This window comes from Planotetraspora phitsanulokensis (genome assembly GCF_016863295.1).
In the GTDB taxonomy this organism is placed as follows: domain Bacteria; phylum Actinomycetota; class Actinomycetes; order Streptosporangiales; family Streptosporangiaceae; genus Planotetraspora; species Planotetraspora phitsanulokensis.
Genome location: NZ_BOOP01000001.1, coordinates 550,135 through 571,243, shown reverse-complemented (window position 1 = coordinate 571,243; position 21,109 = coordinate 550,135). Strand labels below are relative to the sequence as shown.

Sequence of the window (21,109 nt, the reverse complement as noted above, 5' to 3'; positions counted from 1 at the left end):
TGCCTTGAGGTGTGCCATGGATATCGCGATCGTCTCCGCTCACGAGCTCACTCTCGACACCCCCGCCATCGCCCGCGAGCTGGCACGCGGCCACCGGGTCACGGTCTACACGCGGTCCAGGGCCAAGGGCGCCGGGGTGGAGCACGTTCCGGCCGGGCCCGACGTGGAGCTCTCCGAAAGCGATCTGCTCCCGTACATCTCCGACTTCAGTGACGGGTTGCGGCGGCGGTGGAGCAAGAGCCGCCCCGACATCATCCACGCCCACTCCTGGTCCAGCGGGCTCGCCGCCATCGCGGGCTCCGAGGGGCTCGGTGTTCCGGTGACCCAGACGTTCCACGACCCCGGCGGCAGCGGGACCCCCGCGACCGTGCGCCGGCTCGAGTGCGCGATCGGCCGGCGCGCCCGCGCCGTCATCGCCGCGTGCGCTGACGAGGAGTCGGAGCTCATCCGGATGGGCGTCCCCCGGCGCAACATCTCCGTCGTGCCCCACGGGGTCGACACGCAGCGCTTCCGCCGCCAGGGGCCGGCGTTCCCGCGCGGGAACAAGCCGCGCCTGCTCCACGTCGGGCACGCCGGGGCGGACAGCGCGGTCCACGCGCTGACCTCCGTCCCGGAGGCCGAGCTCGTGATCGCGGGGGGCGACGACCTCAGCGTCGAGCGGCTGCGCGTTCTCGCCCGCGAGTCCGGCGTGGCCGACCGGGTTGAGCTGCTGGGCATGGTGCCGCACACCGCGATGCCGAAGCTCATGCGCAGCGCCGACCTGATCCTGTCGCTGCCGTCCACCGTGCCCACGGGAACGGCGGCCCTCGAGGCCATGGCCTGCGGGATTCCGGTGATCGCCTCCGCCGCCGGCGCCCACCTCGACTCGGTCGTCGACGGCGTGACCGGCTTCCTGATCCGCCCGGACCACCCGGCCGAGGTGGCGGGCCGGATCCGCCAGCTGCTGGGCGACCCGACCCTGCGGACCGCGATCGGCTACGCGGCCTCCGACCGGGCGCGCTCGCGGTACTCGGTCGAGCGCATCAGCATGGAGCTGCTGCGGGTCTACGAACGGACCTGCGCCTAACCGCCCGCCCGGAGACCTGTTCGAGTGAGGGAGGCGTCGTGACCGGCGACCCGGCGGACCGTCAGCCGCCTGAGCCCCGGGATCGGCCGCGCGGCCGGACGGCCGATCCGGCGCGGGACCGTTTCCTGCGCTGGGCCAGAACCCTGTTGTCGCACCACCACGGTGAACACGGCGTGCACCAGGACGCCGATCTCGCGCGCACGGTCTACCAGACCTCGACGATGAGCGCGCTGCTCGACGGCGTCTACGACGGCGACGTCACGATCGCCGACCTGCTGACCCACGGCGACTTCGGGCTGGGGACGTTCAACCACCTCGACGGCGAGATGGTCATCCTCGAAGGCGTCTGCTACCACCTGCGCGCGGACGGCACCGCCGGAGTCGCGGCTCCGGGTGACCGCACGCCGTTCGCCGTGGTCACCCGGTTCGTCCCGGACGTCACCGTGCGAGTCGGCGCGCCGGCCACGAGAGATGACCTCGTCGCGCTGATCGACAAGTCCATCACCAGCACGAACCTGATCCACGCCATCAAGATCAGCGGCGTCTTCGCCGGCGTTCGCACGCGTACGGTGATGGCGCAGACGCCACCTTATCCATCACTGACGGACGCCACCGCGCACGAGCCCGTGACCGAGTCCACCGGCGTCACTGGCACCCTGGCCGGCTTCCGCACGCCGGACTACGAGCAGGGGATCTCCGTGGCCGGCCATCACCTGCATTTCATCGACGACGAGCACTCCCACGGCGGCCATCTGCTCGACTGCGAGCTGGCGCACGGGGTGATCGAGGTCAGCAGCTCGGCCGACCTGCACCTGAGTCTCCCCACGACGGAGTCCTTCCTCGCCGCGAACCTCTCCCCCTCGGATGTGGCGGCCCAGATCCGCCGATCCGAGGGCGGCTGACCGCACCCGCCGCCCGAGGGCCTACAGGGCTCGGGGGCCGCCCACGAGAGCCGCCGCCTTGAGGGACAGGTGGAGGAGCAGGCGATCCTCGCCGTCGTCGAGAGCGAGCCCCGTGAGCCGCTCGGCCTTGTGGAGCCGGTAGTAGAGCGTCTGGCGGTGGACGCCGAGCCGCTCGGCCGTCTTCCCCGCGTGACCCGACCGGTCCAGGTACTCCTCCACCGTCGCGGCCAGCTGTCCCCCGGCCGCCGTCAGAGCCGCCGACTCGGCCGCCAGCTCGGCGAGCTCCCGGTGGGCGAGCCTGGCCAGCAGGCGGTAGACGCCCAGATCGGCCCAGGTCGCGACCGGTGAGTGCCGCTCCACGTGCTCGGCCACCCGCAGCGCGACGACCGCCTCCCGCCAGCTCTCCCACGCCTCCTCCGCGTCGTCCCGGACGCCTCCGGCTCCGGCGGCGGTGCCGTACATCTCCTGGAGCCTCCGCGCGACCTCGCCGGCCTGCGACGCGGGGGCGAGCACCGCGAGAAGCGCCTCTTCCGGAGCCGGCTCGGTGAGCACGCCACGCGGAAGGGTCCAGAGCGCGGCCGCCCGGTCGGGCGAGGTCCGTACGGCCATCGCCGCCACGGGGCCCTCCGTCTCCACCCCCGCGGCGGCCCGGGTGGCGGGGTCGGCGGAGAAGAAGTCCCTGAGCCTGGCGCGCCTGCCCCGGGCCTCGTGCGCGAGGAGCGCGGCGGCGCGGTCCACGAGCGGCGCGACCGAGGCCAGCCGCTCGTCGGTCAGGGCTCCCGAGTCGAGCAGCCACAGGTATCCGTAGTTCACCCCGCCGTGCCGCAGCGGCACGCAGACCCGGCCGAGCATGCCGGGAAGGCCCGGGATCCGGACCGGTCCCGCCGCGGTGGCGATGCCGTACGCCTCGAAGTGCGCGCGCACCTCGTCGGTGGCGCGCCTGCGCAGGATCGACTCCTGGCGGACGGTGTCGATGTCCCCGCTCTGCGCGCCGTAGGCCAGAAGATTGAACGAGCGGTCTTCCAGTGTCACCGACGCGTCGAGGATCCGGGCGATCTCATCGGCGATGTCTTGCATGGGTCCATTGTTGTACATCTGTATGAAAACCCTGTGGCGGATGTCCGTGGACCACCTGTGAACTGCGGATTTACGCTTTGCCCATGTTCGGTTCGCTGCTTCTGGCAGGCTCACGGAGCCCGCTCGCCCGGCGGGCGGTGTCGGGCTTCCCGCTGACCCGCAAGGTCGTCGATCGTTTCGTCGCCGGCGTGTCGGCCGACGACGCCGTCGCCGCCACCCGGCGCCTCACCGAGGCCGGGCTCTCGGTGACGATCGACCACCTCGGCGAGGAGGTCCGCGACACGGGCGCGGCGATCGACGCGGTCAAGGCCTACGTGACCCTGCTCGGCGCGCTCCGCCCGCTCGATCTCGGCCCCCGGGCGGAGGTGTCGGTGAAGCTGTCGGCGCTCGGGCAGGCGCTCGACGCCACGATGGCCCTCGATCACGCCCGGCAGATCTGCGCGGCCGCCCGCGACTGCGGCTCCACGGTGACGCTCGACATGGAGGATCACACCACCGTCGACTCGACGCTGGACATCCTGCGGGCCCTGCGCGAGGACTTCCCCGAGACCGGCGTCGCCATCCAGGCCTACCTGTTCCGCAGCGAGGCCGACTGCCATGATCTGGCCGGGTCGCGCGTGCGCCTGGTCAAGGGCGCCTACCGCGAGCCCGCCTCGGTCGCGTACCAGAAGAAGACCGAGGTCGACATGGCCTACGTGCGATGCTTGCGGATCCTCATGGCGGGCACGGGCTATCCGATGGTGGCCACGCACGACGACCGGCTGATCGCCATCACCGAGTTGCTGGCCGACCGGAACGACCGGGATCGCGACAGCTTCGAGTACCAGATGTTGTACGGCATCCGGACCGACAAGCAGCAGGCGCTCGTCGGCGCCGGGTCGCAGACCCGGGTCTACGTTCCTTACGGCGACGACTGGTACGGCTATTTCATGCGCCGTCTCGCCGAGCGTCCGGCCAACGTCGCTTTCTTCCTCCGCTCCCTGAGCGGCAAGTAGTTCTCTGATCGGCGAATAGAGGGGTCAGCCATGGATGCGATCACCAGCGTTCCGGTACCGGCCAACGAGCCGGTGCGCGGTTACGCGCCAGGCAGCGCGGGGCGCGTGGAACTGGAGAACCGGATCAAGGAGCTCGCGGGCGCGCGGCTCGACCTCACGATGACGATCGGCGGCGAGCGGCGTCTCGCCGGGGGCGCTCCGATCGACGTGGTCCAGCCGCACAACCACGCCTCGGTCCTCGGCACCACGGCCGACGCGACGGCCGCCGACGTCCGGGCGGCGATCGAGGCCGCGGCCCAGGCGGCGCCCGCGTGGCGGGCCATGCCGTTCGAGGAGCGGGCCGCGATCTTCCTGAAGGCCGCCGACCTGCTCAGCGGGCCGTGGCGCGCGACGCTGAACGCCTCGACGATCCTCGGGCAGTCGAAGTCGGCCCACCAGGCGGAGATCGACGCGGCCTGCGAGCTGATCGACTTCTTCCGGTTCAACGTGTCGTACGCGCGGCAGTTGCTGAGCGAGCAGCCGCTGTCGTCGCCCGGCGTGTGGAACAGGATGGAGTACCGCCCGCTGGAGGGCTTCGTTCTGGCGATCACGCCGTTCAACTTCACCTCCATCGCCGCGAATCTGCCTGCTTCTGCGGCTTTGATGGGAAATGTCGTCGTCTGGAAGCCGTCGCCGACGCAGCAGTTCTCCGCGCACTTCCTGATGCGGCTGTTCGAGGCCGCGGGCCTGCCGCCCGGCGTGATCAACATGGTGACCGGCAACGGCGCCGCGGTCTCCGAGGTGGCGCTGTCGCACCCCGACCTGGCCGGCATCCACTTCACCGGCTCCACCGCGACCTTCCAGCACCTGTGGCGCACGGTCGGTGAGGGCATCACGGGCTACCGGAGCTACCCCCGGCTCGTCGGCGAGACCGGCGGCAAGGACTTCATCGTGGCCCACCCGTCGGCGTCGGCCGACGTGTTGTCGACCGCGCTGATCCGGGGTGCGTTCGAGTACCAGGGCCAGAAGTGCTCGGCGGCCTCCCGGGCGTACGTGCCGCGGTCGCTCTGGTCGCGCATGCGCGACGACGTGGTCTCCTCGGCCGAGGCGCTCACGATGGGCGACGTGGCCGGCGACCTGTCGACGTTCCTGGGCGCCGTCATCGACGCGAGGGCGTTCGCGAAGCACAAGGACGCCATCGACCGGGCCCGCGCGACCGGCTCGATCGACGTGCTCACCGGGTCGTACGACGACTCCACGGGCTACTTCGTGAAGCCGACCATCCTGGAGTGCTCCGACCCCGCGGACGAGATCTTCGTCAAGGAGTACTTCGGCCCGATCCTGGCGGTCCACGTCTACGACGACTCGTCGTACGACACGGTGCTCGACCAGATGGAGAGCGCGGCGCCGTACGCGCTGACCGGCTCGATCATCGCGCAGGACCGGCAGGCCGTCACCGACGCGACGGAGCGGCTGCGCTTCGCGGCGGGCAACTTCTACATCAACGACAAGCCCACGGGCGCGGTCGTCGGCCAGCAGCCGTTCGGCGGCGCGCGGGCCTCCGGCACCAACGACAAGGCCGGCTCGATCTTCAACCTGATCCGGTGGGTCAACGCCCGCACGATCAAGGAGGCGTTCGTCCCTCCGGTCGTCGAAGGGCCGTACCGGGGCGACGTGCCGCAGAGCGGCTCGCCGCAGCCCGACCTGGGCTCCCTCGGCTACCCGGACGGCAGCGCCGGATGAACGCCGGACGGCGCCACCGGGCACAGGCCGGATGACGGCCACCGGATGAGCGCCGGATGACGGCCTCCGGCTGAACGCCGCCGGACAACGCCTCCGGATGAGGCCGTCCTTTCACTCGCGAGCCGCTCGGTCAACGTCGCCCGAGCGGCTCGCGCTGTTATGCGAGCCGACTTTTCGGCCCGTCTCTATCGATTGATATCTGCGGCCCTTCTTCTCGCCCTGCGTATTCTCGTCTTGGCGTACGGCGTGCCGCTCTCGGCGGCTCGCCCCGTCCGCGCCCGGGGCCGAGAGGAGACCGACCGTGGACGACCTGGCGGCGGTCGCCGAATTCGCCGAGGCAGAGTCGCTGTTCGCACTCATCGCCCAGGCGCCGGAACCCGCGCGGTCCGCCCTGGGAATCGCGTCCGCCCGCATCGGCGGGGGCGTCGTGGTGTCGATGCGACACGACTCGACCGGTTACTGGAGCAAGGCGCTCGGCTTCGGATTCGAGGAGCCGGTCAGCCACAAGCTGATCGCCGAGGTCTGCGACTTCTACCGGGACCAGGCGAGCCCGGGCGCCGTTCTGCAGATCGCCCCCGGGTGCCTGCCGCCCGAGTGGCCCGGCATCTGCGCCGCGCAGAACATCTCCGCCGGATCGACCTGGGTCAAGCTGGTCCGCGCGGCGTCCGGGCCGGGGTTCGCCCCGGCCCGGACGGACCTGCGGGTGGCCGCCGTGGAGATGGACGAGGTCGCCGAATGGGCCTCGGTCCTGCTGCGCGGCTTCGGCATGCCGGTGGAGACGATGGCGCCGGTGCTGGTCCACGGCGTGGCGAGTGGCCGCTTCCGCGCCTATGCCGCCTGGAGCGGTGACGACATGGTGGGCGCCGCCAATCTGCGCATCCACGGAGACACCGCCTCGTTCTCCGGCGCGTCCACGTTGCCGGGGCACCGCCTCGGTGGCGCGCAGTCGGCCCTGCTGGCCGTACGGGCCCGCGACGCCGCCGCGGCCGGCTGCCGGTGGCTCGTCGCGGAGACATGGAAGCCGACCCCGAACAGACAGAACTCGTCACTGAACAACATGCTCAGGGCCGGCTTCACCGTCATCCATCCCCGGCGGAACTGGCTCTGGAAGCCGGACGGACTGCCGGCCTGACCCCGGAGGCCGGCGGCGAGCCGTCCCAGGGGATCATTCGAAAGGGTTCATCCGGAGGTCGTCCGGGGGGCCGTCCGAGGATCATTCGGGGATCATTCGGGCGCTCAGAGACCGGAGACCGCTGGAATGACCCGGGCTCCGATCGTCTCGAGCGGCTCGAGGCGGTGAACCCCCTTGACCTGGCCGATGGCGTGACTGAAGCCCATTTCGGCGTACCCGCCGAGGTCGTCGACGATCCGCTGGACGTTCTCACCGCCGTCTCCCACGTCGTAGCCGTAGTAGACGGTCTTCTCGATCTCGTCGTAGTCGCGGCCCTCGGCCTCGCAGTGGGCCCGCAGCACGTCCAGCTTCCGCGCCAGCTCGGGTCCGGGGAACAGGTTGCAGGCCTGGGCGTACCGGGCCACCAGACGGAGGGTCTTCTTCTCCCCTCCCCCGCCGATGAGGATGGGCGGGTGCGGCCGGGTCAGGGCCTGAGGCGAGTTGAGCGGCCGTTCGAGCTGGTAGTGCCTGCCGTGGTAGGGCTTCTCGTCGCCCGTCCACATCTGCAGGCAGATCTGGATCGCCTCCTCCAACCGCTCGAACCGCTCGCGCGTCTCGGGGAAGGAGAACCCCAGCCCGCGCGACTCCTCGTCGTTCCACGCCGCGCCGATCCCCAGCCAGGCACGGCCGCCGGACAGCACGTCGAGGGTTGTGACGATCTTGGCCAGCAGGCCGGGCTCGCGATAGATGGTGCCGGTGACGAGGGTGAACAGATCGGCTCTGGTGGTGTGGGCGGCCAGGTAGCCGAGGGTCGTGTAGGCCTCCAGCATCTCGTTCTCGCTGGGCCCGACGCTGCGGATCTGAAAGAAGTGGTCCATCACGGCGATGGAGGCGAACCCGGCGTCGTCCGCGGTCTTCGCGATCGCCGCCAGATCCGCACCGAGGGTGGTGGGGCCTCCGGGGTAGGTGAAATCGGGGATCTGCAATCCAACCTTCATTTGTACCTCCTATTACATGCTTACACCTCTTCCCTGGGGCACAGGAAGTCCCATCGCCTCACTGGATTCCGGGAACCCGAGCCGAGCCGATCGGGCTTCCAGGACGGCGACGCGGGGCAGGTAAGGGTGGCAGTCACCGAACATGTGCATGATCACGTGGGGAGGGGTGAGGGTAGCGTGGGATGCATGGAAGTCATGACGGACGCCGAATGGCGCGAGTTCGTGATGACGGGCACACGGACCGGGAAACTGGCGGTCACCCGCGCGGACGGCCGGCCCCACGTGACCCCGATCTGGTTCGTCCTCGACGGCGACGACGTGCTGTTCAACACCAGCGCGACCGGAGTGAAGGGAAAGGCGCTCCAGCGTGATCCCCGGGCGAGCCTGTGCGTCGACGACGACCGTGCGCCGTACGCGTTCGTCATGATCGAGGGCGAGGCGTCGATCGAGACCGACCTCGAGGACATGATCAAATGGGCGACCGTGATCGGCGGCCGCTACATGGGTGCGGACAGGGCGAAGGAGTTCGGCGAGCGCAACGGCGTGCCGGGCGAATTGCTCGTGAGGCTCCGGATCGGCCGTGTCATCGCCATCCGGGACATGGCCGACTGATTCACCCCCCGCCGTGATCATGCACAGGTTCGGCGTTATGCGGGGTCAGTGGCCGCGGAAGGCTTCTTCCAGCCACCATGCGGGCTTGCCGGCCGCCACCTTGGCGTGGACCACCAGAGGCTTGTCCCTCGGACCCTTGAGCCACTCGGCGACGTCCGCCAGATCGCCCCTGTCCTGTACGGTCACCGCCTCGCAGCCGAACCCCCGTGCGATCTCCGCGATGTCCACCGCCGGGAACGTGACCGTGTCGAGCGGGAACCCGTCCGGCCCGAAGTGGTGCACCTCGGCCCCGTAGCCCTGGTCGTCGTAGACCACGACCACCATGGGGAGGCCCAGCCGTACGACCGTCTCGAGCTCCGCCACGCTCATCAGCAGGCCGCCGTCGCCCAGCGCGGCGACGGGGAGCCGGTCAGGACGGGCGAGCGCCGCCCCGATGGCGGTGGCCAGGCCGAGGCCGATCGACTGGAACGCCTGGGTGAAGCAGAACCCGCTTCCGTCGGGGACCGACATGAACATCGTCGGATACCCCATGAAATTGCCCGAGTCGATGGACACGACCCGCTCCTCGGGCAGGAGGTCGTCCAGCTCGATCGACAACGTCCGGGGGTCGATTCTGCCGTCCCCGCCCAGGTCCTCGTACGGAACGTCCCGCCAGCGGACCTCACGGGCGATCCGCTCGGCGAGTTCAGGGCTGCGCCAGCCCAGCGCGGCGGCCGGGGATCGGTCCGCCAGCAGAGCCCCCACCGTCCGCGCGGTCTCCCGAACGTCTCCGACGACGCCCAGGTCGACCGGGCGATTCCCGCCGATCGCGTCGGGGTCGATGTCGACCTGCACGACCTTGGCGTCCGGACCGATGAGCGTGCCGTGCCGCGTGGTCCACATCGTGAACGAGCAGCCCCATCCGACGACGAGATCCGCCGCGCCGATGAGCTCGGCCGCCAGCGGCGAGGCGAACCCGCCGCTCACGTCCAGATCCCACGGGCTGCCGTGGAAGTGCCCCTTCGCCACCGCCGAGGTCGCGAACAGGGCGCCGACGCGCTCCCCCAGCGCCTCGAGTTCCATGCGGGAGCCGCGGGCGCCGCGTCCCGCCACGAACACGGGACGCTCCGCGGCCGCCAGCAGGCCGGCCAGCTCCGCCAAGGCTCCGGACGCGCCGGATCCCTCGGCCGGCGCCGCCGAGACGATCGGCTCCTCCTCGTCGGATTCCCCCAATGACGGGAAGGTGAGTCCCCACGGGGGCGGCACGAGGCCCGCCGCCTCCTGACGCCTGCTCCCGCGCCCCGCGCGCAGCTCCTGTACGGCGTGCACGACGTCGTCGGGCAACTCCTCGGCCTGGACGTCGAGAGGCAGGTTGAGCAGCACCGTGCGGCGGCCGAGCAGAGCGGCGAGGTAGGCCATGACCGTGTCGTCGACCACGGTCTCCGCCGATCCGACCCTGGCCCCGTGCGCGCCGACGGCGGCCGCGAGCGCGGCCTGGTCGATCCGGAAGTTCGAGCGCGGCGAGGTGGCCTCGGCGGCCAGGACGAGCAGGGGTGTGCGGCTCTTGGCCGCCTCGGTGATGCCGGTCAGGGCGTTGGTGAGCCCGGGCCCCTGGTGCACGGTGAGCACGGCGACCGTGCCGCTCATCCGCGAGTAGGCGTCCGCCATGGTGGCGGCGCCGCCCTCGTGCCGTGCCGCGACGTAGCGGACGCCCTGCTCGGTCAGGGCGTTGGTCACGTGGAAGTTGCCGCTTCCGACGACGCCGAAGGCCGCGCGGACGCCCCAGGAGGCGAGCACCGCGCCGACGGCCTCCGCGACGTTCATCGCTCCACCAGGGCGAGGACGCGCGTCGGGCTGCCCGAACCGCCGACGATCGGAAGCGGCCCCGCGATCACGACCGCGCCCGTGGGAGGCAGCCGGTCGAGGTTGCGCAGCTGGGTCAGGCCGTACTTGCCCGCGCCGAGCAGGAACGAGTGGCACGGGAAGGCGGGCTCGAACGAGTGGGCCGCGCCGGCGTCCGTGCCGACGGTCTCCACGCCGATCCCCGCGATCGGGGTCTCCTCGGCGAGGTAGCGGGCGCACTCGGCCGAGACGCCCGGCGTGTGGGGGCCGGTCTCGTCGGCGTTCAGGAACTCGGCCTGGTCGTGCGCCCGGGTGTCCCAGCCCGTCCGGTAGAGGAGCCAGCCTCCGTCAGGCAGCGGGCCGTGCTCGTCCTCCCACTGCTTGACGTGGTCGATCTCGAGGAGGAAGTCGGGGTTCCGCTGCGCCTCGGCGGCGAAGTCGAGCACCACGGCGGGCGCGATGAGCTTGGAGACGGCGACCTGGGAGACGTCCTCCCCGTCCCTCGCCGTCACCCAGTGGACGGGAGCGTCGAAATGGGTGCCGACGTGTTCACCGGTCGTGAAGTTGTTCCAGTACCACGCCGGACCCCGGTCGTCGTACCGGCTGATCTCCTGGAGCGAGAAGGGCACGGTCTGCCCGAACGGCTCAGGTAGCAGGAGGATCGGCGTCGTCGCGCTCAGCGGCGCTGTCAGGTCGAGCACCTCGATCCCACCGGTCCGAATGCTCTCCACCAGTTTGCGCAGCACCGACATGCCGACTCCCATCTGTCAGGATGGGAAGATCCTCCTACACCGCACTCCCGAGCGCCAGATCGGAATCGGCCGTCTCCGCTCTGTGCCCGCCGCTCTGAATCGGCGTCATATGTGGCGAACTTACGCCCACATCACACAGCAAGCGCTAATAATTCGGACTTATTGGCATAAATAGACATTGGGCATAGCATCGGAAAACCTGGTCCACCCAGACGACGGCACCGGTGTTCCGAGCCCGCAGAGGGCCCGGGCAAGGTTTCGTCCGGGCCCGGCACACCGTCCGTCGCGGGACGCCCGCGGCGGACACGCTTGCCGCCGCCGCGGACGGGGCACTGGTTGGCCTTGAGAACGGACAAGGACGGCGTGGTCATGAAGAAACTCATCAACAGCGTCGACGCGATCGTCACCGACACCCTCCGCGGTGTCGCGGCGGCGCATCCCTCACTCCGCGTGGACTTCGAGAACCGGGTGATCTACCGGCGGAACGCCCCGCACCAGGGCAAGGTCGCGCTCGTCTCCGGCGGCGGAGCCGGCCACGAGCCGCTCCACGGCGGTTTCGTCGGATACGGCATGCTCGACGCGGCCTGTCCCGGCGAGGTCTTCACCTCCCCCGTCCCCGACCAGATGATCGAGGCCTCCAAGGGCGTCGACGGCGGAGCCGGCGTGCTCCACATCGTCAAGAACTACACGGGCGACGTGCTCAACTTCGAGATGGCGGCCGAACTGTGCGCCGACGAGGGCATCGAGGTCGCCAGCGTCCTGGTCAACGACGACGTCGCCGTACAGGACTCCCTCTACACCGCCGGCCGCCGCGGCACCGGGGCGACGCTGTTCGTGGAGAAGATCGCCGGCGCTTTGGCCGAGACCGGCGCCCCGCTCGCCGAGGTCGCCCGCCTCGCCCAGGAGGTCAACGAGCGCAGCCGGTCGTTCGGGGTCGCCCTGTCGGCGGGCACGGTCCCCGCGGCCGGCAAGCCGACGTTCGACCTCTCCGACACCGAGATCGAACTCGGCATCGGCATCCACGGCGAGCCCGGCCGCACCCGCACCACCCATCGGGAGGCCCGCGAGATCGCGCGGCTGGCCATGGACGCCGTCAACGACGACGTCCCCCTGTCCGGCGACACGCTCGTCCTGCTCAACGGCATGGGCGGGACGCCGCTTCTGGAGCTCTACATCGTGTACGGCGAGGTCGCCGCCTACCTCGAGGAGAAGGGCGCGAGAGCCGTACGCTGCCTGGTGGGCAACTACGTCACCAGCCTCGACATGCAGGGCTTCTCGGTCAGCGTCTGCCGGCTGACCGACGAGCTCACCCGGCTCTGGGACGCCCCGGTGGAGACCGCGGCGCTCCGGTGGGGCCGCTGATCGCTCCCCACTCACAACCCCGCCCCACAGGACACCGACGCGGGAAGCCCGCCCACAGAAAACGCCGTGCAGCAAGGAGTCACTCTTGGACACATCCTTCTTCCTGGCCTGGATCAAGGAGGCCGCGACAGCCGTACAGGCCGAGCGTGATCACCTGACCCAGCTCGACGCCGCGATCGGCGACGCCGACCACGGCGCCAACCTGGATCGAGGCTTCGCGGCCGTACGGCAGGTCTTGGCCGACACGCCTCCGCAGACGCCGGGCGCCGTCCTGGTCCAGGCGGGCTCGGCGTTGATCCGCAAGGTGGGGGGTGCGTCCGGCCCGCTGTACGGCACGGCCTTCCGGCAGATGGGCCGGGCGCTGGGCGAGGCGCCGGAGGTCACGCCGGCCGACCTGGTCACGGCGCTGGAGGCGGCTCAGGAGGGGGTCCAGAAGCTCGGCGGGGCGGCGGAGGGCGACAAGACCCTGGTGGACGCGTTCGCTCCCGCCGTCAGGGCCCTGGCGCAGGCCGTACAGGACGGGGCGAATCTGGAGGACGCCCTTCAGACGGCGACGGCGGCCGCCGAGGAGGGTGCGCGGGCGACCGTGCCGCTGCAGGCGCGCAAGGGCCGGGCCAGCTATCTCGGCCCGCGTAGCGTGGGGCACAAAGATCCGGGCGCCGCGTCGACGGCGCTGATCTTCGCCGCCCTGCGGCGGGCGGCCGGGCCGGCCTGATGGACGGCCAGGCTCGGCCGATGGTCGGGATCGTCATCGTCTCGCACAGCTCGAGGCTGGCGGAGGAGGTGGCGGCGCTCGTCCGGGAGTTCGGCGGTGCGAACGTGCCGGTGGCGGCGGCCGGGGGCACCGACGACGGACGTCTCGGCACCAGCCTGGACAAGGTGATCACGGCCGTCGAGAGCGTGGACCAGGGCGCGGGAGTCGTGCTGATCCCCGACCTCGGCAGTTCGGTGCTGACGGCCAAACTGGTCGAGGAACCGGGATCCGTGGTGATCGCCGACGTGCCGTTGGTGGAGGGTGCCATCGCGGCAGCCGTCACCGTGGGAGGAGGGGGATCCCTGCCGGATGTCCTCTCCTCCGCCGAAGAAGCCAGAACCTTCCGCAAACTCTGACCCCCGCGAAGAAGCGCTACCAGCGGAAGTAGACGAACAGGCGGCCGTGGTTTTTGGCGTCCTTGTCGATCCGGTGATAAAGCGCCTTGATCTCCTTCTGCTCCAGGAATCGCAGCACTTTCTTCTTCAGCTGTCCCGAACCCTTGCCCGGGATGATCTCCACCTGGGTGGCCTTCTTCTGGACCGCCTCCTGGATGATGCCGCGCAGCGCCCGGTCGATCTCGCCGCCCTTGTTGTAGATGTCATGGAGATCCAGCTTGAGCTTCACGGATCGAGTCTAAAGGGCCACCGCCCGCCCCATCGATCACCTAAAGCCCCATTCAAATTCCCACAAAGAATGATCTAGCCGCATAAATGATCGTTAGTTAGACTCCCTGTCAGGATCGGCCGCCCACCCGGGTGGCCGTTCGCTCGTCGCCCACCGGGGAGGGGCTCGTACCTTCCCCTGCCATCAGGGCGGCGCGACGCCTCCATGCCCGTGCGCCTCGAGCGCCCGCAGCACCACAGGGAGGTGTCGTGTCAAGGAAGCCCCCGCCTACCTTCTTACGCGCCGGCGCGGTCGTCGCCGGGCTCGGACTCATCACAGCCATGATCCCCGCAGGGTCGGCCGTCGCGGAGCCGAGCCCCTCACCCTCACCGACTTGGAGCGTTACACCCGTCACCGTCGCCGATCAGGTCCAGGGCGCGACCTCGGACAGCGGCCGGCTGGCCGAAAGCGACCAGGCGCTGCTCAAGTCCGTCTCCCCCGCCCCCGTCAGCGTCGTGGTCAAGCTCGACTACGACGCCATCGCGGCCTACAAGGGCGGCCTGCCCGGCCTGCCCGCCACCAGCCCATCGGTGACCGGCAGGTCGCTCGATCTCAAGAGCGCCGACGCCGCCAAGTACACCAAGCACATCGAGGGCGTCGAGAACGCCTTCCTCTCCGAGCTGGGCAAAAAGATCCCCGGCGCGAAGGTCGGCCAGCGCCTTCGCACGGTCTACGGCGGCGTGGCCCTCACGCTCCCGGCGGACAAGGCGGCGAGCCTGCTCAAACTCCCCGGCGTCGCGGCCGTCCAGGAGGACAAGCTCGAGCACCCGCTGACCGACTCCAGCGCCTCGTTCATCGGCGCGGACACCGTCTACCAGCAGCTCGGGGGCTCGAAGTCCTCCGGCAAGGGCGTCATCGTCGGCATCCTCGACTCCGGCGCGTGGCCCGAGCATCCCTCGTTCGCCGATCCGGGAACGCTCCCGGCCCCACCGCCCAAGGCGGACGGAACGCCGCGCACGTGCAACTTCGGCGACAACCCCCTCACGCCTGCCACCGACGTCTTCGTCTGCAACCGCAAGTTGATCTCCGGCCAGGCGTTCCTCGAGACGTACAAGGCGAACGCGGAGACCCCCGAGGTCTACCCGGACACCGCGCGTGACTCCAACGGGCACGGCACGCACACCGCGAGCACCTCGGCGGGCGGCCTGGTCGCGCACGCCGACCCCCTCGGCATCGACCGCGGCGCGATCCACGGCATCGCCCCCGCCGCGCACGTGGCCGTCTACAAGATCTGCGGCGCGGAGGGCTGCTACCAGACCGACACCGCCGCGGCGGTCGCGCAGGCCATCGCCGACGGCGTACGGGTGATCAACTTCTCCATCTCCGGCGGAGCCGATCCCTACAGCGATCCGGTCGAGCTGGCCTTCCTCGACGCGTACGCCGCGGGCGTGTTCGTCTCGGCCTCGGCGGGCAACTCGGGCCCGGGCGCGGGGACGACCGACCACCGCAGCCCGTGGGTGACCACGGTGGCCGCCTCGACGCAGTCGCGGACGTTCCAGTCGACGATCAGCCTCACCGGCGGTCCCACGATCAAGGGCGCCTCGATCACCTCGGGCATCGCTGCCCCGCTGCCCGTGGTGCTCGCGTCCGCTCCGCCGTACAGCGACCCGCAGTGCCTGAACCCGGCACCGCCCGGGCTGTTCACCGGCAAGATCGTCGCCTGTGAACGCGGGACCAACCGGGTCCTGAAGGGCTTCCAGGTCAAGCAGGGCGGCGCGGCCGGAATGATCCTCTACAACACGACGCCGCTCGACGTCATGACCGACAACCACTGGCTGCCGACCGTCCACATCGACAAGCCGGAGACCGACGTCCTGTTGTCGTGGCTGGCCTCCCACCCGGGTGCGACGGCCTCCTTCACCCAGGGCCAGAAGGCCACCTGGCAGGGCGACGTGATCACCTCGTTCTCCTCCCGGGGACCCGGCGGCGACTTCCTCAAGCCGGACGTGACCGCGCCCGGACTGCACATCCTCGCCGGCCAGACCCCGACTCCCGAGTCCGCGCTGGAAGGCCCCCCGGGCAACCTGTACCAGGTCATCGCGGGCACGTCGATGTCGTCGCCGCACGTCGCGGGCGCGGGCGCGCTGCTGTTCGCCCTGCACCCGAAGTGGACTCCCGGCCAGGTCAAGTCCGCGCTGGAGACCACCGCCACCACCAAGGTCACCAAGCAGGACCGCACCACGCCCGCCGACCCCTTCGACTACGGCGGCGGCCGCATCGACCTGACGAAGGCGGGGGACGCGGCCCTGACGCTCGACGAGAGCGCCGCCGACTACCGGGCCTCCGCGGACGACCCGCTGAACCGGATCGACCTCAACCTGCCGTCGGTGAACGCCCCGGTGATGCCGGGCGTCATCAGCGCCAAGCGCACGCTCGTCAACACGACGAACAAGACGTTGATCTACACCGCGACGGGCACCACGGTCAGCGGGGCGAACATCACGGTGCTGCCGCCGCTGTTCACCGTGAAGCCGGGCAAGAGCGTCGGCATCACCATCGTCATCACCGCGCCGGACCTGCCCACCGGGCAGTACTTCGGCCAGGTGAACCTCAAGCAGGTCGGCGGCGGCAGCCGGGCACAGCACCTGCCGGTGGCGTTCTTCCGTCAGGAGGGCGTGGTGCCGGTCGACCAGACCTGCACGCCGGCGACCATCGCGAAGAACTCGGGGACGTCGACCTGCACCGTCACGGCGCAGAACAACACCTTCGACGACACCGAGGTCACCGCGCTGTCCACACTGGACGGCAGGCTGCGCCTCACCGGCGCGACCGGCGCGACCAAGGTCGGCAGCCAGATCGTGACGGCCAAGGCCACGCTCGCGGGCAAGCAGCCGGACAGACCGGTCATCGCGCCCGGGGAGAACCCGGCCGGAGGCTGGTTGTCCCTCACGAACTTCGGCATCGCGCCCATCCCCGTCGGCAACGAGTCGGCGGTGAACCTCAACGTTCCGGCGTTCACCTTCGCCGGGCGGACCTACAACAGAATCGGCGTCGTCTCCAACGGCTACGCGGTCGCGGGCGGCATCACCGACCCGGCACAGATCCAGGCCACGCCGCAGACGCTTCCCGACGCCACCCCGCCGAACGGCGTGCTCGCGCCGTACTGGACCGACCTGGACGGCACCGGCACGCCGGGCGTCTACGCCGGCTTCCTCACCGACCAGGTGAACCGCTGGCTGGTGCTCGAATGGCACGTCAATCTCGCCGGCACGGCGGACACGAAGGTCTTCCAGGAATGGATCGGCCTGAACGGCGCCGAGGACATCACCTACGCCTACAACCCCGCGGCCCTGCCGGGTGACCCCGGTACGGCGAAGGGCCTGACCGTGGGCGCCGAGAACGCCGACGGCACGGGTGGCAGCCAGATCAGCGGGCCGCCCACGCAGGACTACCGGATCACCAGCACGCCGGGAACTCCCGGAGGGACGTTCACCTACTCCTTCACGCTGAAGGGCGTCTCCTCGGGCACCGGCACGGTCACGACGGCCACCTCCACCCCGCAGGTGAAGGGAATCACCGTCGAAGTCGACAAGATCACCGTCCAGTAACCGCACAGGAGAGGGGCCCGGCGGTCAGACCGCCGGGCCCCTCTCGCGCCGTCTCACCGGTTGATGTAGCCGACGAGGGCGTCCTTCTCCGTCTCCAGCTCCTCGATGGTGCTCTTGACGACGTCGCCGATGCTGACGATGCCCGCGAGCCGGCCATTCCGGACGACCGGTACGTGACGGATGCGATGGTTGGTCATTGTGCGGCGGAGCTCGTCGACGTTCGCGTCCGGACCGGAGGTACGGACGTCGGAGGTCATGATCGACGACACCGGATGGCTGAGAATGCCGGCGCCCCGCTCGTGCAGCTGCCGTACGATGTCCCGTTCGGAGACGATTCCCGCGATGGTCTCGCCGTCGTCCGACACCACCACCGCACCGATGTTGAGCTCGGCGAGCGTCGCCAGGAGCTCGGTCACCGTGGCCTGCGGGCGAACCGTCGCCACGCTGGTCCCCTTACCCTGCAAGATCGAACCGATGAGCAACCGGCACCGCCTTTCCGGGGCCCCAAGGGAAGATCCCCGACTACCGCCCCGACCGGCCGGTGGGAGCGGATCAGCCTGTTTCCCCAGGCAACAGCGGCTACGGTGACCCGTCAAGTATCCTGACTCACTACAGGTGAAGTATCACCTTTCGCTTGAATATGTGCCCAGCCGATACTCTTCAGATGGATATCGGCGTCACTCCTCCCGCCGTCAGTTCACTTGATCGTCACACGGCTCTCCTAGGGTGAGCGCGTGCGCCCCCCACTGGCCGTGGCCGGCTACACCGACGAGGTGCTCGAGGTCGCAGGCGGCACCCTGACCGAGGCGGAGCGCACCCGCGCGGACCGGTTCACCCGCGAGCAGGACCGCCTGGACTTCGTCGCCGCCCACCTCCTCGTACGGCAGTGCGCGGCGGAGGTCCTCGGGACACGTGCCTGCATGCTCACCGTGGTGCAGCGGTGCGAGCGGTGCGACCAGGCACACGGGCGTCCACGGCTCGCCGAGGCACCAGAACTCTCGATCACCCTGGCGCACACGTCGGGATACGTCTGCGCGGCCGCGGGCTACGGCCGGGTGGGGATCGACGCCGAGCACGCCACGTCCGGCCCGGCCGACGAGAGCCTCGCCGCTCTCGCGCTGACCCCGGCCGAGGCCGCCCTGGTCGGCCGGGACAACGCCCGGCTCATCCGGCAGTGGGTTCGGAAGGAGGCCCTGGTCAAACGGGGCGAGCTGACCCTCGACCGGCTCCGCGAGGTCGACCTGTCCGCGCTCCCCTTCGACGACGGCCTGTCCGGCGACCTCGAGTGGGAGGGACGGCACCTGCTCGAATGGAGGGCGGGCACCGTGATCGCCACCGCCATCACCGACGAGCCGGCGAAGCTGCGCCTCCTGGGCGGCTGACCCGCCGGGGCCGGGTCTACGCCTCCTGGGCGGCCGACCTGCCGGGGGTGGGGTCGAGGAAGACCTGCTTGATCGCGGGGAAGCGGTCGGTGAGGCATCGCTCCACCCGGTCGGAGGCCAGTTCCAGCCGCTCCCCCGTCGTCTCGTCGAGAAAGTCGACCTTCGCGGCGACCATGATCTGGTTGGGCCCCATGACCACGGTGACGAGGTCGACCACGCCTTCCACCTCGGGCTGGGCCACGAGCACGGCGCGGATCTCGTCCTCCAGCCCGCTCGGGGCGGCCTGGCCGATGAGCAGGGACGCATTGGTCCAGATCAGGGTGAGGGCCACGCCGAGCAGGAGCAGGCCGATGGCCATCGAGCCCACGCCGTCCCAGACCGCGGATCCGGTGATCTGGGACAACGCCAGGCCGAGACCGGCGATCACGAGCCCGGCCAGCGCGGCGATGTCCTCGAGCACGACGGCCTTGAGCATGGTGTCGGCGGTCCGGGACAGCAGCCGCCTGGCGGAGATCTGCTGACGTCCGGCCTCCGTCCTGAGTTGCGACAACCCCCGCCACAGCGACACCGACTCGATCGCGAACGAGACCACGAGCACGATGTAGGAGACGGCGACGCCGCCCAGCTCCTCGCCGTGGCTGATCGTGTGCCAGCCATGGGTGAGCGAGAAGCCCGCGCCGACGACCAGCGTGAAGCAGGCCGCGATGATCGCCCATAAGTAGCTGGCCCGGCCGTGTCCCAGCGGATGCCGCCGGTCGGCGGGGCGCTCGCCGTGCCGGATGGCGGTGAACAGGAGCACCTCGGTCACGGTGTCGGCCGCGGAGTGGGCCGCCTCCGACAACATCGACGCCGAAGAGCTGATGAGGCCGGCCACCAGCTTCGCGAGCGCGATCGCGAGATTGGCCGCGCCGGCGATCACGACCGTGCCGAGGCTCTCACTGTTCTCGCCGGCCTCGTGCTCGTCCATCGCCACTCCGTCCACCCTGCTCAATCAGTGCGATCTTATGCTGTAAGCCATGGAAGACCCCGGCTGGCTCAGCCCGCGAGAACAGGGCGCCTGGCGTGCCCACCTCGCCGCGCACCGTCTGCTGTCGCACCAGCTCGACCGTGAGCTGCAGGCGTTCGGACTGTCGCTCAACGACTACGAGATCCTCGTGAACCTCTCGGAGAGTCCCGAGCATCGTATGCGCATGAGCGAACTGGCCGACGCGACCATCCAGTCCCGCAGCCGGCTCTCCCACCAGATCTCCCGCATGGAGGCGGCCGGGCTGGTGACGAGGGAGAACTGCGAGGACGACCGGCGCGGCACCTACGCGGTGCTCACGGACCTCGGCTGGGAGACCATCCAGCGGGTGGCCCCCGAGCACGTGGCCAGCGTCCGCGAGCACTTCATCGACCTGCTCACGCCCGAGCAGGTGGCGACGGTGGAGGAGATCTACACCCAGGTCGTCGATCACCTCCACTCGATCCGCTCGGCCAAGTAGGCGCAATCGGGCACAGGAAGGCCCAAGCGGGCGCAAGGAGACCCAGAGCGGGCGCAGGGAGATCCAGAGGCCCGAGCAGGCCCAGGTGAGCGCCGGTCGCGCGCAGGCAGGCGACCGGCCCCTCGCATGAGACTCGCCGCAGGGAAGTGCCGAACCGATATGCCGCAATAGCCCGCTGTTCAGGTGGCGATCGCTACGATCCGCGTGTGAGAAGAATCGTCTGGCTGGCCATGGCCGCAGCCTTCCTCCTCGTGACGTCATGCAGCTCCGGCAGCAGCGAGGCCGCGGTCCCGAGCGGGCCCGAACTGCTCGCGAAGTCCGCCGAGGCGATGAAGACGGTCAAGACGGTGGCCTTCACCATCGACACCAAGGACCGCCCCGCCGTACCGGTCAGGCACGCGGAGGGTGTTCTCACCAGCGAGGGCGACGCCAAGGGCTCGCTGCAGATCGACTTCGGCGGCCTGCAGGAGTTCGAGTTCATCGTGTCCGGGGACACGGTGCACTTCAAGGGCGCGACCGGCGGCTACCAGACGATGACCCGCGAGCAGCTGGCGGCGATCTACGACCCCTCGGCCGTGCTCACCGGGGTCCCGCAACTGCTCGCGGCGGCGCAGGACGTCCGTTCGGAGGAGTCCGAGGAGGTCGGCGGCTCCGACGCCTACCGGGTGGCCGCGACCTTCCCGCAGCAGGCGCTGGCCAAGCTCGTCCCCGGCGTGCAGCAGGGCGTCAACGGGACGGTGTGGATCGCCAAGGACTCCAGCAGGCTGCTGAAGATCGACCTGCCGATGACGGGCGGCAGCGTGACCGTGGGTCTCGACGACTACGACGCTCCCGTGACCATCGCTCCCCCCACCTCGTGA

At 70.2% G+C, this 21,109-nt stretch carries 20 protein-coding genes; 13 read left to right on the top strand and 7 right to left on the bottom strand.

Annotated elements, in window-relative coordinates:
• The first annotated feature begins 16 nt into the window (after positions 1-16).
• The gene (locus Pph01_RS02625) at positions 17-1,066 is read left to right on the top strand and encodes a glycosyltransferase (protein ID WP_204071226.1); all 1,050 of its coding nucleotides are present in this window, start codon (positions 17-19) and stop codon (positions 1,064-1,066) included.
• A 38-nt stretch (positions 1,067-1,104) separates the two neighbouring features.
• The gene (budA, locus tag Pph01_RS02620; RefSeq protein WP_204071225.1) at positions 1,105-1,968 is read left to right on the top strand and encodes an acetolactate decarboxylase; all 864 of its coding nucleotides are present in this window, start codon (positions 1,105-1,107) and stop codon (positions 1,966-1,968) included.
• Positions 1,969-1,989: 21 nt separating this feature from the next.
• Here budA and Pph01_RS02615 read toward each other — a convergent pair whose 3' ends face one another.
• A complete protein-coding gene (locus tag Pph01_RS02615) occupies positions 1,990-3,045 on the bottom strand; it encodes a PucR family transcriptional regulator (RefSeq protein ID WP_239116369.1) in 1,056 nt (351 codons plus the stop codon).
• 83 nt (positions 3,046-3,128) lie between these two features.
• Here Pph01_RS02615 and Pph01_RS02610 point away from each other — a divergent pair, with 83 nt between their 5' ends.
• The 3 genes from Pph01_RS02610 to Pph01_RS02600 all read left to right on the top strand — a co-directional run bounded on the left by Pph01_RS02610 (position 3,129) and on the right by Pph01_RS02600 (position 6,894).
• The gene (locus tag Pph01_RS02610; protein ID WP_204071223.1) at positions 3,129-4,040 is read left to right on the top strand and encodes a proline dehydrogenase family protein; all 912 of its coding nucleotides are present in this window, start codon (positions 3,129-3,131) and stop codon (positions 4,038-4,040) included.
• Positions 4,041-4,070: 30 nt separating this feature from the next.
• Positions 4,071-5,762 (top strand): L-glutamate gamma-semialdehyde dehydrogenase, encoded by a 1,692-nt coding sequence (pruA, locus tag Pph01_RS02605; RefSeq protein ID WP_204071222.1) that lies wholly within the window; start codon positions 4,071-4,073, stop codon positions 5,760-5,762.
• A gap of 301 nt (positions 5,763-6,063) precedes the next feature.
• Positions 6,064-6,894 (top strand): hypothetical protein, encoded by an 831-nt coding sequence (locus tag Pph01_RS02600; RefSeq protein ID WP_204071221.1) that lies wholly within the window; start codon positions 6,064-6,066, stop codon positions 6,892-6,894.
• 104 nt (positions 6,895-6,998) lie between these two features.
• Here Pph01_RS02600 and Pph01_RS02595 read toward each other — a convergent pair whose 3' ends face one another.
• Positions 6,999-7,871: an LLM class F420-dependent oxidoreductase gene (locus Pph01_RS02595; protein ID WP_204071220.1), complete on the bottom strand. Its 873-nt coding sequence runs from the start codon at positions 7,869-7,871 to the stop codon at positions 6,999-7,001.
• 186 nt (positions 7,872-8,057) lie between these two features.
• Between Pph01_RS02595 and Pph01_RS02590 the strand changes: the two genes are divergently transcribed.
• Positions 8,058-8,483, top strand: a complete 426-nt coding sequence (locus tag Pph01_RS02590; RefSeq protein ID WP_204071219.1) for a PPOX class F420-dependent oxidoreductase — start codon at positions 8,058-8,060, stop codon at positions 8,481-8,483.
• Between the two features lie 45 nt (positions 8,484-8,528).
• Here the strand turns inward: Pph01_RS02590 and Pph01_RS02585 are convergent, their stop codons facing one another.
• A complete protein-coding gene (locus tag Pph01_RS02585) occupies positions 8,529-10,286 on the bottom strand; it encodes a thiamine pyrophosphate-binding protein (RefSeq protein WP_204071218.1) in 1,758 nt (585 codons plus the stop codon).
• Positions 10,283-11,056, bottom strand: coding sequence for a cyclase family protein (locus Pph01_RS02580; protein WP_204071217.1), 774 nt, complete (start codon positions 11,054-11,056; stop codon positions 10,283-10,285). The genes Pph01_RS02585 and Pph01_RS02580 overlap by 4 nt, the downstream gene beginning before the upstream one ends.
• A gap of 369 nt (positions 11,057-11,425) precedes the next feature.
• On the opposite strand from Pph01_RS02580, the gene dhaK reads away from it, so the two are divergent.
• The 3 genes from dhaK to dhaM all read left to right on the top strand — a co-directional run bounded on the left by dhaK (position 11,426) and on the right by dhaM (position 13,528).
• Complete coding sequence (dhaK, locus tag Pph01_RS02575; RefSeq protein ID WP_204071216.1) at positions 11,426-12,418, top strand: dihydroxyacetone kinase subunit DhaK; 993 nt, start codon at positions 11,426-11,428, stop codon at positions 12,416-12,418.
• 85 nt (positions 12,419-12,503) lie between these two features.
• Complete coding sequence (dhaL, locus tag Pph01_RS02570; protein ID WP_204071215.1) at positions 12,504-13,133, top strand: dihydroxyacetone kinase subunit DhaL; 630 nt, start codon at positions 12,504-12,506, stop codon at positions 13,131-13,133.
• A 20-nt stretch (positions 13,134-13,153) separates the two neighbouring features.
• Positions 13,154-13,528, top strand: coding sequence for a dihydroxyacetone kinase phosphoryl donor subunit DhaM (dhaM, locus tag Pph01_RS02565; protein WP_204071214.1), 375 nt, complete (start codon positions 13,154-13,156; stop codon positions 13,526-13,528).
• A 16-nt stretch (positions 13,529-13,544) separates the two neighbouring features.
• On the opposite strand, the gene Pph01_RS02560 is transcribed toward dhaM, so the two are convergent.
• On the bottom strand, positions 13,545-13,796 hold the full coding sequence (locus Pph01_RS02560; protein ID WP_203880454.1) for a Smr/MutS family protein: 252 nt from the start codon (positions 13,794-13,796) through the stop codon (positions 13,545-13,547).
• Between the two features lie 248 nt (positions 13,797-14,044).
• Here Pph01_RS02560 and Pph01_RS02555 point away from each other — a divergent pair, with 248 nt between their 5' ends.
• On the top strand, positions 14,045-17,383 hold the full coding sequence (locus Pph01_RS02555; protein WP_275412787.1) for a S8 family serine peptidase: 3,339 nt from the start codon (positions 14,045-14,047) through the stop codon (positions 17,381-17,383).
• A 53-nt stretch (positions 17,384-17,436) separates the two neighbouring features.
• Here the strand turns inward: Pph01_RS02555 and Pph01_RS02550 are convergent, their stop codons facing one another.
• A complete protein-coding gene (locus Pph01_RS02550; RefSeq protein WP_204071213.1) occupies positions 17,437-17,865 on the bottom strand; it encodes a CBS domain-containing protein in 429 nt (142 codons plus the stop codon).
• A 252-nt stretch (positions 17,866-18,117) separates the two neighbouring features.
• Here Pph01_RS02550 and Pph01_RS02545 point away from each other — a divergent pair, with 252 nt between their 5' ends.
• On the top strand, positions 18,118-18,765 hold the full coding sequence (locus Pph01_RS02545) for a 4'-phosphopantetheinyl transferase family protein (RefSeq protein WP_204071212.1): 648 nt from the start codon (positions 18,118-18,120) through the stop codon (positions 18,763-18,765).
• A gap of 16 nt (positions 18,766-18,781) precedes the next feature.
• Here Pph01_RS02545 and Pph01_RS02540 read toward each other — a convergent pair whose 3' ends face one another.
• Positions 18,782-19,747: a cation diffusion facilitator family transporter gene (locus tag Pph01_RS02540; protein WP_239116386.1), complete on the bottom strand. Its 966-nt coding sequence runs from the start codon at positions 19,745-19,747 to the stop codon at positions 18,782-18,784.
• Between the two features lie 34 nt (positions 19,748-19,781).
• Between Pph01_RS02540 and Pph01_RS02535 the strand changes: the two genes are divergently transcribed.
• Together Pph01_RS02535 and Pph01_RS02530 are read left to right on the top strand one after the other, a co-directional pair.
• A complete protein-coding gene (locus Pph01_RS02535; protein WP_204071211.1) occupies positions 19,782-20,249 on the top strand; it encodes a MarR family winged helix-turn-helix transcriptional regulator in 468 nt (155 codons plus the stop codon).
• Positions 20,250-20,455: 206 nt separating this feature from the next.
• Positions 20,456-21,109, top strand: coding sequence for an LppX_LprAFG lipoprotein (locus Pph01_RS02530; protein WP_239116368.1), 654 nt, complete (start codon positions 20,456-20,458; stop codon positions 21,107-21,109).

What these genes read in the sequence shown, in the direction of transcription:
- Pph01_RS02580 (WP_204071217.1), bottom strand. Translation starts at nt 11,056, where the DNA reads ATGTCGGTGCTGCGCAAACTGGTGGAGAGCATTCGGACCGGTGGGATC.
- Pph01_RS02610 (WP_204071223.1), top strand. Translation starts at nt 3,129, where the DNA reads ATGTTCGGTTCGCTGCTTCTGGCAGGCTCACGGAGCCCGCTCGCCCGG.
- Pph01_RS02615 (WP_239116369.1), bottom strand. Translation starts at nt 3,045, where the DNA reads ATGCAAGACATCGCCGATGAGATCGCCCGGATCCTCGACGCGTCGGTG.
- Pph01_RS02535 (WP_204071211.1), top strand. Translation starts at nt 19,782, where the DNA reads ATGGAAGACCCCGGCTGGCTCAGCCCGCGAGAACAGGGCGCCTGGCGT.
- dhaM (WP_204071214.1), top strand. Translation starts at nt 13,154, where the DNA reads ATGGTCGGGATCGTCATCGTCTCGCACAGCTCGAGGCTGGCGGAGGAG.
- Pph01_RS02595 (WP_204071220.1), bottom strand. Translation starts at nt 7,871, where the DNA reads ATGAAGGTTGGATTGCAGATCCCCGATTTCACCTACCCCGGAGGCCCC.
- Pph01_RS02590 (WP_204071219.1), top strand. Translation starts at nt 8,058, where the DNA reads ATGGAAGTCATGACGGACGCCGAATGGCGCGAGTTCGTGATGACGGGC.
- pruA (WP_204071222.1), top strand. Translation starts at nt 4,071, where the DNA reads ATGGATGCGATCACCAGCGTTCCGGTACCGGCCAACGAGCCGGTGCGC.
- dhaK (WP_204071216.1), top strand. Translation starts at nt 11,426, where the DNA reads ATGAAGAAACTCATCAACAGCGTCGACGCGATCGTCACCGACACCCTC.
- Pph01_RS02585 (WP_204071218.1), bottom strand. Translation starts at nt 10,286, where the DNA reads ATGAACGTCGCGGAGGCCGTCGGCGCGGTGCTCGCCTCCTGGGGCGTC.
- Pph01_RS02625 (WP_204071226.1), top strand. Translation starts at nt 17, where the DNA reads ATGGATATCGCGATCGTCTCCGCTCACGAGCTCACTCTCGACACCCCC.